The organism is uncultured Thiodictyon sp. (assembly GCF_903828115.1).
Classification (GTDB): Bacteria; Pseudomonadota; Gammaproteobacteria; order Chromatiales; family Chromatiaceae; genus Thiodictyon.
The window spans coordinates 1-13,217 of sequence record NZ_CAIKKU010000081.1; the positions used below are offsets into that span (position 1 = coordinate 1).

General features: G+C 68.5%; 13 protein-coding genes. 7 read left to right on the forward strand and 6 right to left on the reverse strand.

Annotation, left to right across the window (positions count from 1 at the left end; translation table 11 throughout):
- Nucleotides 1–179 precede the first annotated feature (179 nt).
- The 5 genes from QZY48_RS02905 to argH all read right to left on the reverse strand — a co-directional run bounded on the left by QZY48_RS02905 (nucleotide 180) and on the right by argH (nucleotide 3,999).
- On the reverse strand, nucleotides 180–830 hold the full coding sequence (locus QZY48_RS02905) for a CDGSH iron-sulfur domain-containing protein (RefSeq protein ID WP_295427463.1): 651 nt from the start codon (nucleotides 828–830) through the stop codon (nucleotides 180–182).
- A 61-nt stretch (nucleotides 831–891) separates the two neighbouring features.
- Nucleotides 892–1,629, reverse strand: a complete 738-nt coding sequence (locus QZY48_RS02910) for a pirin family protein (protein ID WP_366929630.1) — start codon at nucleotides 1,627–1,629, stop codon at nucleotides 892–894.
- A gap of 244 nt (nucleotides 1,630–1,873) precedes the next feature.
- Entirely contained in the window at nucleotides 1,874–2,146 is a 273-nt protein-coding gene (locus tag QZY48_RS02915; protein WP_295427469.1) for a DUF433 domain-containing protein, read from the reverse strand.
- A 75-nt stretch (nucleotides 2,147–2,221) separates the two neighbouring features.
- Complete coding sequence (locus tag QZY48_RS02920) at nucleotides 2,222–2,584, reverse strand: nucleotide pyrophosphohydrolase (RefSeq protein WP_295427472.1); 363 nt, start codon at nucleotides 2,582–2,584, stop codon at nucleotides 2,222–2,224.
- 5 nt (nucleotides 2,585–2,589) lie between these two features.
- The gene (argH, locus tag QZY48_RS02925) at nucleotides 2,590–3,999 is read right to left on the reverse strand and encodes an argininosuccinate lyase (protein ID WP_295427475.1); all 1,410 of its coding nucleotides are present in this window, start codon (nucleotides 3,997–3,999) and stop codon (nucleotides 2,590–2,592) included.
- 67 nt (nucleotides 4,000–4,066) lie between these two features.
- Between argH and QZY48_RS02930 the strand changes: the two genes are divergently transcribed.
- The 7 genes from QZY48_RS02930 to QZY48_RS02960 all read left to right on the forward strand — a co-directional run bounded on the left by QZY48_RS02930 (nucleotide 4,067) and on the right by QZY48_RS02960 (nucleotide 12,271).
- Entirely contained in the window at nucleotides 4,067–5,146 is a 1,080-nt protein-coding gene (locus QZY48_RS02930; protein ID WP_295427478.1) for a sensor histidine kinase, read from the forward strand.
- A complete protein-coding gene (locus tag QZY48_RS02935) occupies nucleotides 5,143–5,889 on the forward strand; it encodes a LytTR family DNA-binding domain-containing protein (protein ID WP_100920150.1) in 747 nt (248 codons plus the stop codon). Before QZY48_RS02930 ends, QZY48_RS02935 begins: the two co-directional genes overlap by 4 nt.
- Before the next feature lie 172 nt (nucleotides 5,890–6,061).
- Nucleotides 6,062–7,333, forward strand: coding sequence for a phosphatase PAP2 family protein (locus QZY48_RS02940; RefSeq protein ID WP_295427483.1), 1,272 nt, complete (start codon nucleotides 6,062–6,064; stop codon nucleotides 7,331–7,333).
- 43 nt (nucleotides 7,334–7,376) lie between these two features.
- Nucleotides 7,377–9,194 (forward strand): asparagine synthase (glutamine-hydrolyzing), encoded by a 1,818-nt coding sequence (gene asnB / locus QZY48_RS02945; RefSeq protein ID WP_295427486.1) that lies wholly within the window; start codon nucleotides 7,377–7,379, stop codon nucleotides 9,192–9,194.
- Nucleotides 9,185–10,300 (forward strand): glycosyltransferase, encoded by a 1,116-nt coding sequence (locus QZY48_RS02950; RefSeq protein ID WP_295427489.1) that lies wholly within the window; start codon nucleotides 9,185–9,187, stop codon nucleotides 10,298–10,300. The genes asnB and QZY48_RS02950 overlap by 10 nt, the downstream gene beginning before the upstream one ends.
- Entirely contained in the window at nucleotides 10,288–11,235 is a 948-nt protein-coding gene (locus QZY48_RS02955; protein WP_295427492.1) for a glycosyltransferase, read from the forward strand. Before QZY48_RS02950 ends, QZY48_RS02955 begins: the two co-directional genes overlap by 13 nt.
- Nucleotides 11,236–11,941: 706 nt before the next feature.
- On the forward strand, nucleotides 11,942–12,271 hold the full coding sequence (locus QZY48_RS02960) for a hypothetical protein (protein WP_295427495.1): 330 nt from the start codon (nucleotides 11,942–11,944) through the stop codon (nucleotides 12,269–12,271).
- Between the two features lie 305 nt (nucleotides 12,272–12,576).
- On the opposite strand, the gene QZY48_RS02965 is transcribed toward QZY48_RS02960, so the two are convergent.
- Entirely contained in the window at nucleotides 12,577–13,017 is a 441-nt protein-coding gene (locus tag QZY48_RS02965; RefSeq protein ID WP_295427497.1) for a hypothetical protein, read from the reverse strand.
- Nucleotides 13,018–13,217 lie beyond the last annotated feature (200 nt).

A 13,217-nucleotide genomic window follows, 5' to 3' on the forward strand; every position in this document is an offset into this window, starting at 1 on the left:
GTCGTAATCGAACAATCCGACCACGACAACGACAACGACAACGACGCCCGGTCCGTGGGAACGTCCGGTAGCTGTAGGCGCATCGCCTACCCGGCTCCGGCGGTCGCCGCAGCTTGGCGGGTACGCGATGTGCGTTAACACATCAGTTCTGATCGCACCCCTGCCGGCGCCCGTCGCGCTCAGTCGCTCTTGAACCCGGCCGCGCGGTGGCTGCCGTCGCAGAAGGGCTTGTTCCGGGAGGCCCCGCAGCGGCACAGCGCCGTCTCGGTGCCCTCCCAGGCAAGGCGCCCGCTGGCGGCGCGGATGCTCAAATTACCCTTGACCAGGAGCGGCCCGTCCGCCAAGGGCTTGATGGCCAAGGGGCCGCCCAGCGCGTGCAGCGGCGCCCCGCGCTCACCGACGGCCCCGAAATCCTCGAACCCCGCGGCCAGGTGGCTGTTGTCGCAAAACGGTTTGTTGGCGGACGCCCCGCAGCGGCACAGCGCGGCCCGGTGGCTGACGCCCGGCAGGTCCTCCGGCACCCCTTCAATGTCAAGCTCCCCGTGCGCGAACAGCGGGCCGTTGTAGGCCAGGGTCACGATATTCTCGGCCGGGGCGACCTCCGGCCCGCCATCCTTGTCCCGATACGTCAGGGCACCGCTGGGGCACCGTTCGATGATCTCGCGCACCTCGGCCTTGCTGCAACCGTCCGGGACGCACCAGGGCTCCCGGCCGCCGACGAACAGTTCCCCGGCCGCGGTGCCGCACTCGCCGATATGGATACACAGCCGCCCGTCCCACTGGACGTCGATCTCGGCCCCGGGATACTCGACCACCTGCTTGTCGCTCATCTGCCTGACCTCTGGGAATGGTTGAAAGCCTTGTCGCTAAATGCCTACCCCGACGGCGGATTCAAGCCCGCGGCGCGGCGTCGCCAGGCGCCCGCGAACCCGGGAGGTCGAACAGCAACACCTGCGCCTCGTCCGGCCCGCTACCGCTGATCCGGACCGCCTCCTCCGCGACCAGATGGACCCCGTCGCCCGCCTCCAACTCCAGAGCGTTCACCAGCGCCCGCCCCGTCGCCAGATGCACATAGGCCTCACGGCCCGCAATCAGGGGATGGGCGACCGACGAACCGGCGCACAGCAGGGTCGCATAGAGCAGCGCGTCCTGGTGCGTTGGGATCGAGCCCTCGCGCCCGTCCGGAGAGACCAACAGGGCCAGACGGTTGCGCCGCTCGTCCGTGGAGAATTGGCGTTGGTGATAGTCCGGCTCGCCCCCCCGGCGGTTGGGTGTCAACCAGATCTGCAGCAGATGCACCGGCGCCGCGGCGTCGGCGTTGTACTCACTGTGGCGCACCCCGCGGCCGGCGCTCATGTGCTGGACCTCCCCCGGGCGGATCACCGACCCGTTGCCCATGCTGTCGCGGTGCTGCAAGGCGCCGGCCAGGACATAGGTGACAATCTCCATGTCCTGGTGGCCGTGCATGGGAAAGCCGCCGCCGGGGGCGATGCGGTCGTCATTGATCACGCGCAGGTTCGAGACCCCCATGTGGCGGGGGTCATAGTAGTCGCCAAAGGAGAAACTGTGGCGGCTGTCAAGCCACGTCAGCTGCGCCTGGCCGCGCTCGCTGGACGGTCGCAAGGTCATCATGGCTGCTCCGGGATTGGGTTGGACAAGACGGCTGTACATTACCACACCAGCCACTAAGGTCCGTCCTGGAACAGATTCTCCAACGGCTCGTGCTGCTTCCAGCGGTATAAACGCTCACCGGAACTCGCCGAGCTAAGCCCCGAAGGGGCGTGACATACCAGCCCAGGGCAACGCCCTGGGAAAGGGGCGTTTTATCGGTACAGCCCTGAAAGGGCGTGACATAGCGGCGGGGTTCCAGATGTCACGCCCTTTCAGGGCCAGGCTGGTGAAACGACGCGACCCCGGGACGCTGCCCCGGGCTGGTATGGGTCATCTCGGCGCCGTAGGCGATGCACGCGAGGACATCCGCGTCGTCGAAACCCGGGTAATTCTCGAGGATTTCGCGATGACTCCAACCGGCGGCGAGCAGATCGAGGACCAAGGAGACCCAAATCCTGTGCCCCCTGATACAAGGCTTGCCGAAGCAGACGCCCGGATCGACCGAAATGCGCGCCAACAACTCGTCTTTGGACATCGTTTTACTCTCAAACCGGAACAAGGACCCAGGCCGCAGGATGGGCAGAGCGAGAGCGATGCCCGTCCTCAACCATCACGGCCCGGAGTCCCCATACTCCCCAGCCCGTCGGGCGTCGCCGCGCACCCGCTCGACCGGGTAACGCCCCTCATTGATGGCGATCTTGCGGTAGGCGGCTGCGATGGGGTCTATCCCTAAGCGCTCGGCAAGCCGGATGAGATAGATCAGGCAGTCCGCCAACTCCAGGGCGACCGCCTCCTTCTTCTCCGGGGTCAGGTCCCGGCTCTGGGCCTCGGTGAGCCACTGGAAATGCTCCAGGAGTTCGCCGACCTCCCCGGCCAGGGCCATGGACAGGTTCTTGGGTGAGTGGAGCTGCTCCCAGTCACGCTCGCGGGCGAAGCGGATCAGGCGGGTGTTGAGGTCGTCCAGGCTGTCCATGGTCCTTAGGCCAGCGACCGCGCCCGCGCCCGCGCGATGGCGGCGCGCACCTGGGCCGGGGCCGTGCCCCCCAGGTGGTCACGGGCGGCCACCGAGCCGTCCAGGGTGAGGACGGTGTAGACGTCGGGCTCGATGCGCTCGGAGAACCCGCGCAGTTCCTCGATGCTCAACTGCGCGAGGTCACGTCCCTCCCGGACCCCCAGGGCCACCGCCTGGCCGACGATCTCGTGGGCGTCGCGGAAGGCGATCCCCTTGCGCACCAGATAGTCCGCCAGGTCCGTGGCGGTGCTGAACCCCTGGGCGGCGGCGGCACGCATCCGCTCGCGGCGGCAGGTCACATGCCCCATCATGTCGGCATAGACCTTGAGGCAGCCCTTGACGTTGTCCACGGTGTCGAAGAGCGGCTCCTTGTCCTCCTGATTGTCCTTGTTGTAGGCGAGCGGCTGGCCCTTCATGAGCGTCAGGAGGCCCATCAGGTGGCCAAAGATCCGCCCGCTCTTGCCGCGCACCAGTTCAGGCACGTCCGGGTTCTTTTTTTGCGGCATGATGGACGACCCGGTACAGAAGCTGTCGGACAGTTCCACAAAGCCGAACTGGGCCGATGACCACAGGATCAACTCCTCGGAGAAGCGTGACAGGTGCATCATCAGAATCGCCGCGGCGGCGGTAAACTCGATGGCGAAGTCCCGATCGGAAACCGCGTCCAGGGAGTTCTCCGCGGGCCGCGCGAAGCCCAGGAGGTCGGCGGTGAAGGCGCGGTCGATGGGGTAGGTGGTCCCGGCCAGGGCGGCGGCCCCCAGCGGCATCACGTTGACGCGGCCGCGGCAATCGGCCAGGCGCGCCCGGTCGCGCTCCAGCATCTCGAACCAGGCCATCATGTGGTGGCCGAAGGTGATCGGCTGCGCGACCTGGAGGTGGGTGAAACCGGGCATCACGGTGTCGGCCTCGCGTTCGGCGAGGTCCAGCAGGGCGTCCTGGAAGTGGACGAGCGCGCCGCGGATGGTGTCGATCTCCTCGCGCAGCCACAGCCGCACGTCGGTGGCCACCTGGTCGTTGCGGGAGCGCCCGGTATGCAGGCGCTTGCCGGCCTCCCCGATCGCCTCGGTCAGCGCCGTTTCGACGTTCATGTGGACGTCTTCGAGCGGGACGGACCACACGAAGTCGCCGGCCTCGATGCGGGCGCGCACCGCCATGAGACCGGCGCAGATCTGCTCGCCCTCGGCCTGACTCAGGATGCCCTGGCGGGCGAGCATCGTCGCATGGGCGATGGAACCCTGGATGTCGTAGCGGTAAAGTCGGCGGTCGAAGTCCACCGAGGCCGTGAAGGCCTCGACGAAGGCGTCCGTCGGGGCGCTGAAGCGACCGGCCCAGGGTTTGCCGACGACGGTGAACGTGGTTTGACTAGGCTCGTGCATCATGAGGTCCGACCGGTGATAAATTGGTCATTCTACATGCGCCCCCAGCGGGGTTGGACCTGAAGCAATGCAACATCTCCTGGACGTGCCGGAGCCGACCCCGCGCCGCAAGGCCTTCCTGCCGAATTTCTGCCGCGTGCCCATGATCCTGGGCGTGGTGCTGACCGCCCAACTGCTGGGGATCAGCCTCACCCTGGCGTCGCGTCGCCCGCTCGCCGAGTTCTGGGAGCATCTGGGTCCCATGGCCTTTTTCGTCCTGACCATCTCGCTCACCACGAGCGCCGTGCTCTGCGCCATGCGCCCGGCGCTGCTGCGGGTCGGCGATCGGACGGCCGCGCTGCTGGCCTGGCTACTGCTGGTCACCACCACCGGACTGGTGACCTGGGGGGCCTACAGCGCGACGCCGGACGCGGTCCACGCCGAACTCTTCCCGGGCGATGGACTCCCCGGGATTCTGATCCGCAGCCTGGGGATCGGCGCCATCCTGGGCGGTATGCTGCTGCGCTATCTCTATCTGCACCACATGTGGCGGCTGCAGGTGGAGGCCGAGGCCGAGGCCCGTTTCCAGAAGCTCCAGGCCCGGATTCGGCCCCATTTCCTATTCAACAGCATGAACACCATCGCCAACCTGACGCAAACCAACCCGCGGGTGGCCGAGGAGGTGGTGCAGGACTTGGCGGATCTCTTTCGCGCCACCCTGGCGAACCCGGACGAGACCTCCACCCTGTCCAAAGAGTTGGAATTAGCCTACCGCTATCTGAATATCGAGAAGCAGCGGCTCGGCGAGCGCCTGCAGGTCCTCTGGGATGTCGAGGATCTGCCAGGCGATGCTATGCTGCCCCCGCTGATCCTGCAACCGCTGGTCGAGAACGCGGTCTATCATGGTATTGCGCCGTCGCGTCGTCCCGGGCTGATCCGCATCAGCGGGCGTTATCGTCGGGCGCAGGTGAATTTGAGCGTGCGCAACACCCTGCCCGCGGACAGCGAGACGGGTGAGCGCCACACCAGCGGCAACCACATGGCGCTCGACAACGTAAAGCAACGCATGGCGGGTCTGTTCGACGGCGATGCGCGCGTGATCATCTCGCGGATCGACGGCGATTATCAGGTCCGGCTGGTGTTCCCTTACCCCTGGAAACAGCAATGAAAATCCTTGTCGTTGACGATGAATCCCCGGCCCGGCAACGGTTGGTCCGCCTGCTGTCCGAGATCCAGGGAAATTACGAACTGGCCGGCGAGGCGAGCGACGGGATCGAGGCGGTGCAACTGTGCCGCTCCACACCCGTGGACCTGGTACTGATGGACGTGCAGATGCCCGGCCTCAACGGGCTGGATGCGGCCCGCCAGATCTCGCACATCGAGCCGCCGCCGGCGGTGATCCTGGTCACCGCCTACGAGCAGTACGCCCTGGCCGCCTTCGAGCGCAAGGTGGAGGACTATCTGGTCAAACCGGTGCGGCGCGAGCGCCTCCAGGAGGCCCTGGAGCGGGCCCGCATCCCCACCCGCCCGCAACGCGCCGCACTCGCCACCCGCGACGAGGCGCACCCCGGGCGGCGGCTCTCGCTCAGTGCCCACTACCGGGGCGGGCTGCAGACCGTCCCTATCGAAGACATCATCTTTCTCCAGGCCGAGCACAAGTACGTCACAGTCCGCCACACCGGCGGTGAACTCCTGGTGGACGAGTCCCTGAAGGCCCTGGAGGACGAGTTCGAAGACCTCTTCCTGCGCATCCACCGCAATGCACTGGTGGCGCGCTCGCGCCTCTTCGCCCTGGAGAAGGGTACCGACGGCGGCACCGAGGTGCGGCTGCGTGACTGCCCGGAGCGTCTCCCGGTCAGCCGCCGCCACTTGGCCGACATCCGCCGGTGGCTGCGGGCCGGGACGCCCTAAATGCCGCGGAGGGCAATTCCCGATGCCAGTCCGGCGAGCGATCCGGCGCCAAGAAATTAGACAGGATTAACAGGATTTTACAGGATCGATCAGGGTACGATAGCCATCAACCACTCATCCTGTAAATCCTGTTAATCCTGTCCATAGCCCTTCACGCAACCTTGAGCCCCCGGTGCAGACACCCGCAAGCCCCAGCCGCGACTGGCGTCCCCAACTCCTGGCCCTGGTGCTGCTCGCCCTGATCGGGACCCTGCCCTTCTGGCTCAGCGACCTGGATCTGCGCGTGGCCGCGCTCTTCTATCATCCGCAGGCCGCGGACCCCTGGTGGGAGTCCAGCCGCGACCTCTGGGCCTTCCTCTATCAGGCCTCGCCGCTGCTCGGGGGCCTGATCCTGATCGGCAGCCTGCTCACCATCGCCGCGACCCGGATTTGGCGCTCCCAGCGGCGGCGCCGCCGCTACGCGATCTTTGTCCTGGCCGTGACCCTGCTCGGCCCCGGCCTGATCATCAACGGCGTCATCAAGGACTACTGGGGACGCCCAAGACCCCATCAGACCGTCGCATTCGGCGGCACCCAACCCTATGTGCCGCCGCTCAAGCGCACCCCGGGGGGCCTGGGCAAGTCCTTCCCCAGCGGCCACAGCGCCATCGGCTTCGCCCTGGGGGTCTTCTATTTCATCTGGGCACGCCGGCGCCCGCGGCTCGCCCTGACCGCGGCGCTCGCCTCGGTCGCCCTGGGCACCCTGCTCGGGGTCGGGCGCATGACCGCCGGGGATCACTTCCTCTCGGACATCATCTGGTCGGCGGTGCTGACCTATGGGGTGGCCTTCGTGCTCTATTGGCTGGTCCTGCGCATCCCCCACTGGGAGGACGCGACGGCCATGCGGCCGCCGCCGGCCCCGCGGCCCCTGCGCCACCCCACGCTGACCCTGGGGGCCTACCTGCTCGCCGCAGCGGCCCTGCTGTTCGCCGTCCTGCTCGCCACCCCGGTGCAGGAGACGCGCAACCTCGCAATCGCGCCGTTGCCCGCCGCGCCCGGGCCGCGCACACTGCGCCTGGCGGCAGACGCGGCGACCCTGACCCTGTTCCAACTGGGCACGCCGGCGGTCGCCGCGGGTGAGGCGGCCTCCATCCGCCTCAAGGGGCGCGGCTTCGGCCTGCCCGCCAGCCGCGTGCAGGGCCGTCTGGAGCGAGCGGACGCCACCCTGACTTATACGGTGACGCACAGCGGCGTCTTTACCGAGCGCGACAGCACGGTCACCGTCGGCATCGACCCAACCGCCTGGGAGCGGATCGAAATGATCACCGGCAGCGGCGACATCCGCATCCACCCGCTGGGCAACCGGCGACCCCAACTGACGTTGACGGCCGACCGCGGCCTGGTGCTGGACGAGAACCCCGCCCCCACCAGCGCCGCCACGGACCCCGCGGGGGCCTCCCGGTGATGCGGCCCAACCGACGACGCACAAGAACCACGGAGCAACGCCGATGTGCGGTATCGCCGGGGTCCTGATGCGCGCGGGCCGCTACCCGGACCCGGAGCAACTGCGGGTCATGGCCGCCGCCCTCGCCCACCGCGGGCCGGACGACCGCGGCGCCTACTGCGGCGGGACTGTCGGTCTGGCCCAGACGCGGCTCGCCATCATCGGGCTGGCCACCGGCCACCAGCCCATGGTCGCGGTGGCAGACAAACTCGCCCTGGCCGCCAACGGCGAGGTCTACAACTATCTCGAGCTGAACGAGGAACTGCGCGCGGCCGGCCGCGTGCTGCGCACCGACTCCGACTCCGAGACCATCCTGCACGCCTATGCGGTCCACGGCCTGGGCTGTCTCACCCGGCTGCGCGGCATGTATGCCTTCGCCCTGCACGACGCCCGGTCCGGCCAATTGATCCTCGCCCGCGACCGGCTCGGCATCAAGCCCCTGTTCTATGTCAAGCTGCCGGACCGGATCGCCTTCGCATCGGAAATCAAGGCCCTGCTCCCCTGCCTGCCGGGACGGCCGGAGGTCGAGCCGGGGGCCCTGCGCCGCTTCCTCCAGAACCAGTTCGCCGGGGGGGAGGAGACGGTGCTCCACGGCATCCGCCGAGTGCTGCCCGGCGAGGCCCTGGTCCTGCAACCGGACCTGAGCATCGAGCGGCACCGCTACTGGTCGGCCCTGGCGGTCGCGCCCCGGACCATCGGGGTCGCGCAGGCCCGGGAGGAGTTGGACCGGCTCATGCACACGGCCATGCAGGAGCACATGCGCTCGGAGGTCCCCTTCGGGCTCTTCCTCTCCGGCGGGGTGGACTCGGCGGTGCTCGCCGCGCAGCTCCACGCCCACGGGGCCGGGCGCATCCGCTCCTTTTCCGTCGGCTACCGTGGGACCACCATGGCCGATGAACTGGACGAGGCGGCGCGGGTCGCGGCCCACTTCGGCTTCGACCACCAGCCGCTCGAACTGACCCTGGACCAGGTCTTCGCCCGCATCCCGCACAGCGTGTGGGCGGCGGATGAACTGATGCGCGACTATGCAAGCCTGCCCACCTCCATCCTCGCCCAGGCGGCCGGGGATGAGCTCAAGGTGGTCTTCTCCGGGGAGGGCGGCGACGAGGCCTTCGCCGGCTACCGCCGCTACCACCCGCGCCCCCTGGAACGCTGGTTCAAGACCCTGCGCCACCCCGGCAGCGGGGGCTTCCGCACCCGCGGCCAGTGGTCGCGCCACTGGTCACAACGGCTCTTCGGCCTGCGGCTGGGCGCCGCCCCCGGGCTGGACCGCGCCCCCTTCCTCGCCGCCTGGGCCGCGACCCCCGCCGCCTGGTCGGCGATGCAGCGGCGCCAGTACACCGATCTCGTGACGGCCCTGCCGGACAACCTGCTGGTCAAGACCGACCGGATGCTGATGGCCTTCGGCGTCGAGGGGCGGGTGCCCTTCCTCGACCACCGCGTCGTCGAGTTCGGACTCTCTCTGCCGGACCCGCTCAAGGTCCGCCGCCACCGCGGCAAGTGGCTGCTCAGGCACTGGGCCGAACCGCTCTTGCCGCCCGGACACCTGGAGCGCCCCAAACGCGGCTTCCACGTCCCGGTCGGTGACTGGCTGACCGGCGACTTGGCGCGGCGCCTGGGCGAGCGGCTGGCCACCAACCGGGGCATCCGCGAGTGGTTCAACCCGGCCGCGCTGCCCGCCCTGGTCGCGGCGCGCCAGGCCGGTCGGGGCGGCGAGCGGGAACTGTTCGGACTCATGCAGTTCGCCATCTGGCACCGGATCTTCATTGAAGAGCCGGGGCTGATACCGGCGCCGGATGAGGACCCGTTGGAATGGGTCTAAGCCGCATCGCCTGTTTCTTCTCCACCTCCGGTCACAGCGGTGTCGACCGGGCGGCGGGGCACCTGATCCCGGCCCTGGCGCGTCGGGGCTATGCGGTGGACCTCCTCAAGGTGCGGCGGCACGGGCCGAACCTGCCGGAGGTCCCGTCGGGGGTGCGGGTCATTGATCTCGGCTCGCGCCACACCTACGCCTGCCTCCCGGCCGTGGCGTCCTATCTGCGCCGCGAACGCCCGGCCGTGCTGCTCTCCGACAAGGACCGGGTCAATCGCACCGCGCTCTTCGCCCGAACGCTGGCGCGGGTCCAGACCCGGCTGGTCTTCAGCTCCGGCACGACGATTTCCATCGATCTCGCCACCCGCGGTGCGGTGGAACGTTGGGTGCAGCGTAACTCCATGGGCCGACTCTACCCCTTCGCCGATCAGGTCATCGTCACGAGCAGCGGCGTCGCCGACGATATGGCCGCCTATACCGGGCTCGCCCGCGACCTGATCCGGGTGGTGCCCTCACCGGTGGTGCCGGAGGCCCTGTTCGGGGCGCCGCCGCCCCGCCCGGACCACCCCTGGCTCGGGGACCCGGCGGCACCCCTGATCCTGAGTGTCGGTGAACTTTGTCACCGCAAGGGCTTCGACACCCTGCTGCGCGCCTTCGCCCGGGTGCGCGCGCAGCGCCCCTGCCGACTCATGATCCTGGGCCGGGGCGGGGCGCGCGAGGCCCTGCTCGCCCTGGCCGCGGAACTGGGGGTAGCGGCCGATTTCGCCCTGCCGGGCTATTGCACCGACCCCTATGCCTACATGGCCCACGCGGACCTCTTTGCCTTCACGTCCCGCTGGGAGGGGCTCGGCTTCGTGCTGATCGAGGCCCTGGCGGTCGGCACCCCGGTGGTCTCCACCGACTGCCCGAGCGGTCCCCGTGAGGTTCTGGCCGACGGGCGCTACGGCCCCCTGGTCCCGGTGGACGACGACGACGCCCTGGCCGCGGCCCTGACCGCGACCCTGGACCACCCGCTGCCCGCCGCGCGCCTGCGCGAGGCCGCCCGCCCCTATGGGATCGAGGCCAGCACCGACGCCTACCTGAACGCGATGGGACTACCGCCATGCCCCGAGTAACCGCCATCATCCCGGCCCACAACGGCGCGGCCTTCATCGGGCACGCCATCCGCAGCGTACTGGCCCAATCCTACCCCGACCTCGACGTCTTGGTTGCCGACGACGGCAGCCACGACGACACCGCCGCCATCGTCGCGGGCTTCGGCCCGCCGGTGCGCCTGATCCGAGTGCGGCACGGCAACACCCAGGCGACCCGCAATGCCGCCATCGCCGCGAGCGACAGCGAATTCGTCGGCTTGCTGGACCAGGACGACGCCTGGTGGCCGGAGAAGATCGAGCGCCAGCTCGCCCGGATGGACGCGGACCCGACGCTCGGCCTGTGCTACACCGACACCCGCGGCGTGACCCCGGCCGGGCGCGAACTCCCCGAGCGACACAACCCCTTGCAGGTCCCGCTGGACCAGACCGAGGCCCTGGGGCGACTGCTGCGGGTCAACATCATGGCCGCCTCCACCGTACTCCTGCGCCGCCGCGTGCTGGAGCAGGTCGGCACCTTCGACCCCGCCTATCACCTGGCCGGAGACTGGGACCTGTGGCTGCGGGTCGCCGCCGAGACCCCCATCGCCGCGGTCCCGGAGGTCCTGATCGACTACTGCTGGCACGGCGCTAACCTCTCCCACGGGCGCCTCGCCCTGCACGCCGAGGCGATCGCGGTCCAGGAGGCGGCCCTGGCGCGGGTCGGCGCGCACCCGCGCTGGTCCACCGACAAGCGCCTGCGGACCTACCTGCCCGCCGCGCGCCGCAAGCTCGCCGCGCGCTGTTCTGAGCTTGGCCTGCTGCACGCCCGCGCCGGCCGCCGTGCCGAGGCCCTGGCCTGGCACGGCCGCGCGCTGCGTTTGCGGCCATGGACGCCGCGCGCCTGGTCGCGGTGGGCGCGCGCCCTGCTGCCGACGCGGCGCCCGCGCCCCGGGGCAGGAGAAGGGATTCATCCCTGAGTGAACGCGATTAAACGCGATTCTCGGGAAGCCCCGCTTCAAGTGTGACCAAGGCCCACTCGATGACCACCTCGGACGGCCCGACCCAAGAGTTGCCGCGGTGATTCTGACGGCAGTAAGATCCACGAAACGCGAACGTGCAAGCAACTGCTCGACAATGCGATCGAGGAGTACAGGCCGCGACAGCCCGATGTCCCGTTTCGACTGGTCTGGGGCAACCCCTGCGGCGACGCGGGCCAGCCGCAAGGGATCCGCTGGAGCTGGATCGACCTGCCGGAATTCCTCGCGGTCGCCTGGCCCTACCTCGAGGAAGAAGAGTCTTGCGGATGCGCGTCGCCACGGCCGCGCGTGAATGGCGGCTCAACTTCGCCGACACCATGGGCACCTTGCAATCCCTGGCCGAATGCATCCTGGCGCGCACCGGGACGCTTGACGATGCCCGCTCCGAGCTGGCCCGCAACCGTTGGCAAGCGCGCGAAGACCTGGATCGGCCCAGTCGGCTGGAGGCTGCCACGGGTCTGTCGTCGAGCACGCTCGAACAAGTCTGGCCCCGCCCGCTGAATACCGCCGATGCGGTGCCCTACAGCCTCAAAGCTGCCGCGCGGATGATCGGGGGCGCCTTGAAGGGCGCGGCGTTCCGACAGATCCTGGCGGATATCGAGTCCATACCCGGTGGCTCGAGCCCGGCCCTTGCCGAGCCGCGCGCTTGTTGGTGGACACCGAGGGTGCCTTGCCCGCGGTCGAGGTCCTCGGCGGGCGCGTGGCACCGGACTTGGAGCAACGCGCCAACGCCTTCGCCGCCGAGTTTCTGCTGCCCCGCGGCGCGGCCGGCCGTGCCGCGGAGGCCGAACTCGCATACGTCCGCACCGCGGATGCGCGTCGGCAGGCCATTGAGGGCGCCATCAAAAGTCTCAACGCGGATTACGCCGTGAGCTTCGAGACCGCCGCCTGGCAGATCAAGAATTCCGGTCGGCTTTCCGATACCGACGAAGACGCGTTGCAACCCTACCTGAAATCGCTCTGGGCGCCTTTCTGAGCGGCGGCTCCCGACCCCGCGTGCCAATCGGCAAGGGTTGCACGGCGTCGCCCAACGGTGGAATGGAAGTCCCGAGAGACCGGCAACGTTGCGCCTGCGTGGACCCTTCAGCAGTGCCGTGAAAGTCCATACCGGGGCAAACTATGCCCCCGCAGGTAGCCGGGGACAGAGGACTGTTCTCGCGCAGTTTCCCGGCCCCGGTATCCCATAAACCGGAATCCGTGGTCTGACCCTGCGGTACCCCGGCGCAGCCGGTCGCGCGGAGCGCCTTGTTGGGCCGAACTCGTTCATAACTTGCCACCAAGTCAAGGTCGACCAAATTCAACCTCACGGATCCTTGCCTCTCGATTCTCTGACGTGACAACGACTGTGACGGCCTCGCTGTATACGTCGCCCCCGATGCTCACATACGCCCAGCCAAGGTCAGAGTGTCGCTTTCCCGGCCAGCTTGTCATGGTTTGGCCTACTTCAATGGGCCCCGCTGTGCCCCAGTCAGTAGGCACAATTGCTTCAAAAGCACTTCGCAGCTGCTCGACGCTGGTTTTCTCACGGTACTCCTCGGTTGTTATGGCGTAAGCCTTTACATAGTCGCGCGCGGCCATTGAACTGACGAACACCAGCGCGATTTGTCGATAGTCAGATGTGTTTTGTGTCGGCATCTTCGGGTCCTCTTTTGAACAGCCGGCAACGTTCATGACAGCCGCAACGAGGGCAACTGAGAGGAACAACCGAGTGTTCTTAGCCATTGCTGTGGCCCAACGGTCAGGCTAGCCCCACCCGGACAACGCGACGCAAATAAAGTCTAAGGTAGCCGTTCAGAGACCCGGCATTGGAGCCGGCAGCGGAGCGGCCGCGCGACCGGCGCGGCGCTCAGCGATCACGCCGGCCAGATAGGGCCACGGCACCTGGCCGCGCTGGCGACAGGTTTCAATCACGCTGGCGAGCA

Excerpts from the sequence above, each read along its gene's own strand:
- QZY48_RS02905 (WP_295427463.1), bottom strand. The coding sequence starts at position 830 with ATGAGCGACAAGCAGGTGGTCGAGTATCCCGGGGCCGAGATCGACGTC.
- QZY48_RS02910 (WP_366929630.1), bottom strand. The coding sequence starts at position 1,629 with ATGACCTTGCGACCGTCCAGCGAGCGCGGCCAGGCGCAGCTGACGTGG.
- QZY48_RS02915 (WP_295427469.1), bottom strand. The coding sequence starts at position 2,146 with ATGTCCAAAGACGAGTTGTTGGCGCGCATTTCGGTCGATCCGGGCGTC.
- QZY48_RS02920 (WP_295427472.1), bottom strand. The coding sequence starts at position 2,584 with ATGGACAGCCTGGACGACCTCAACACCCGCCTGATCCGCTTCGCCCGC.
- argH (WP_295427475.1), bottom strand. The coding sequence starts at position 3,999 with ATGCACGAGCCTAGTCAAACCACGTTCACCGTCGTCGGCAAACCCTGG.
- QZY48_RS02930 (WP_295427478.1), top strand. The coding sequence starts at position 4,067 with ATGCAACATCTCCTGGACGTGCCGGAGCCGACCCCGCGCCGCAAGGCC.
- QZY48_RS02935 (WP_100920150.1), top strand. The coding sequence starts at position 5,143 with ATGAAAATCCTTGTCGTTGACGATGAATCCCCGGCCCGGCAACGGTTG.
- asnB (WP_295427486.1), top strand. The coding sequence starts at position 7,377 with ATGTGCGGTATCGCCGGGGTCCTGATGCGCGCGGGCCGCTACCCGGAC.
- QZY48_RS02950 (WP_295427489.1), top strand. The coding sequence starts at position 9,185 with ATGGGTCTAAGCCGCATCGCCTGTTTCTTCTCCACCTCCGGTCACAGC.
- QZY48_RS02955 (WP_295427492.1), top strand. The coding sequence starts at position 10,288 with ATGCCCCGAGTAACCGCCATCATCCCGGCCCACAACGGCGCGGCCTTC.
- QZY48_RS02965 (WP_295427497.1), bottom strand. The coding sequence starts at position 13,017 with ATGGCTAAGAACACTCGGTTGTTCCTCTCAGTTGCCCTCGTTGCGGCT.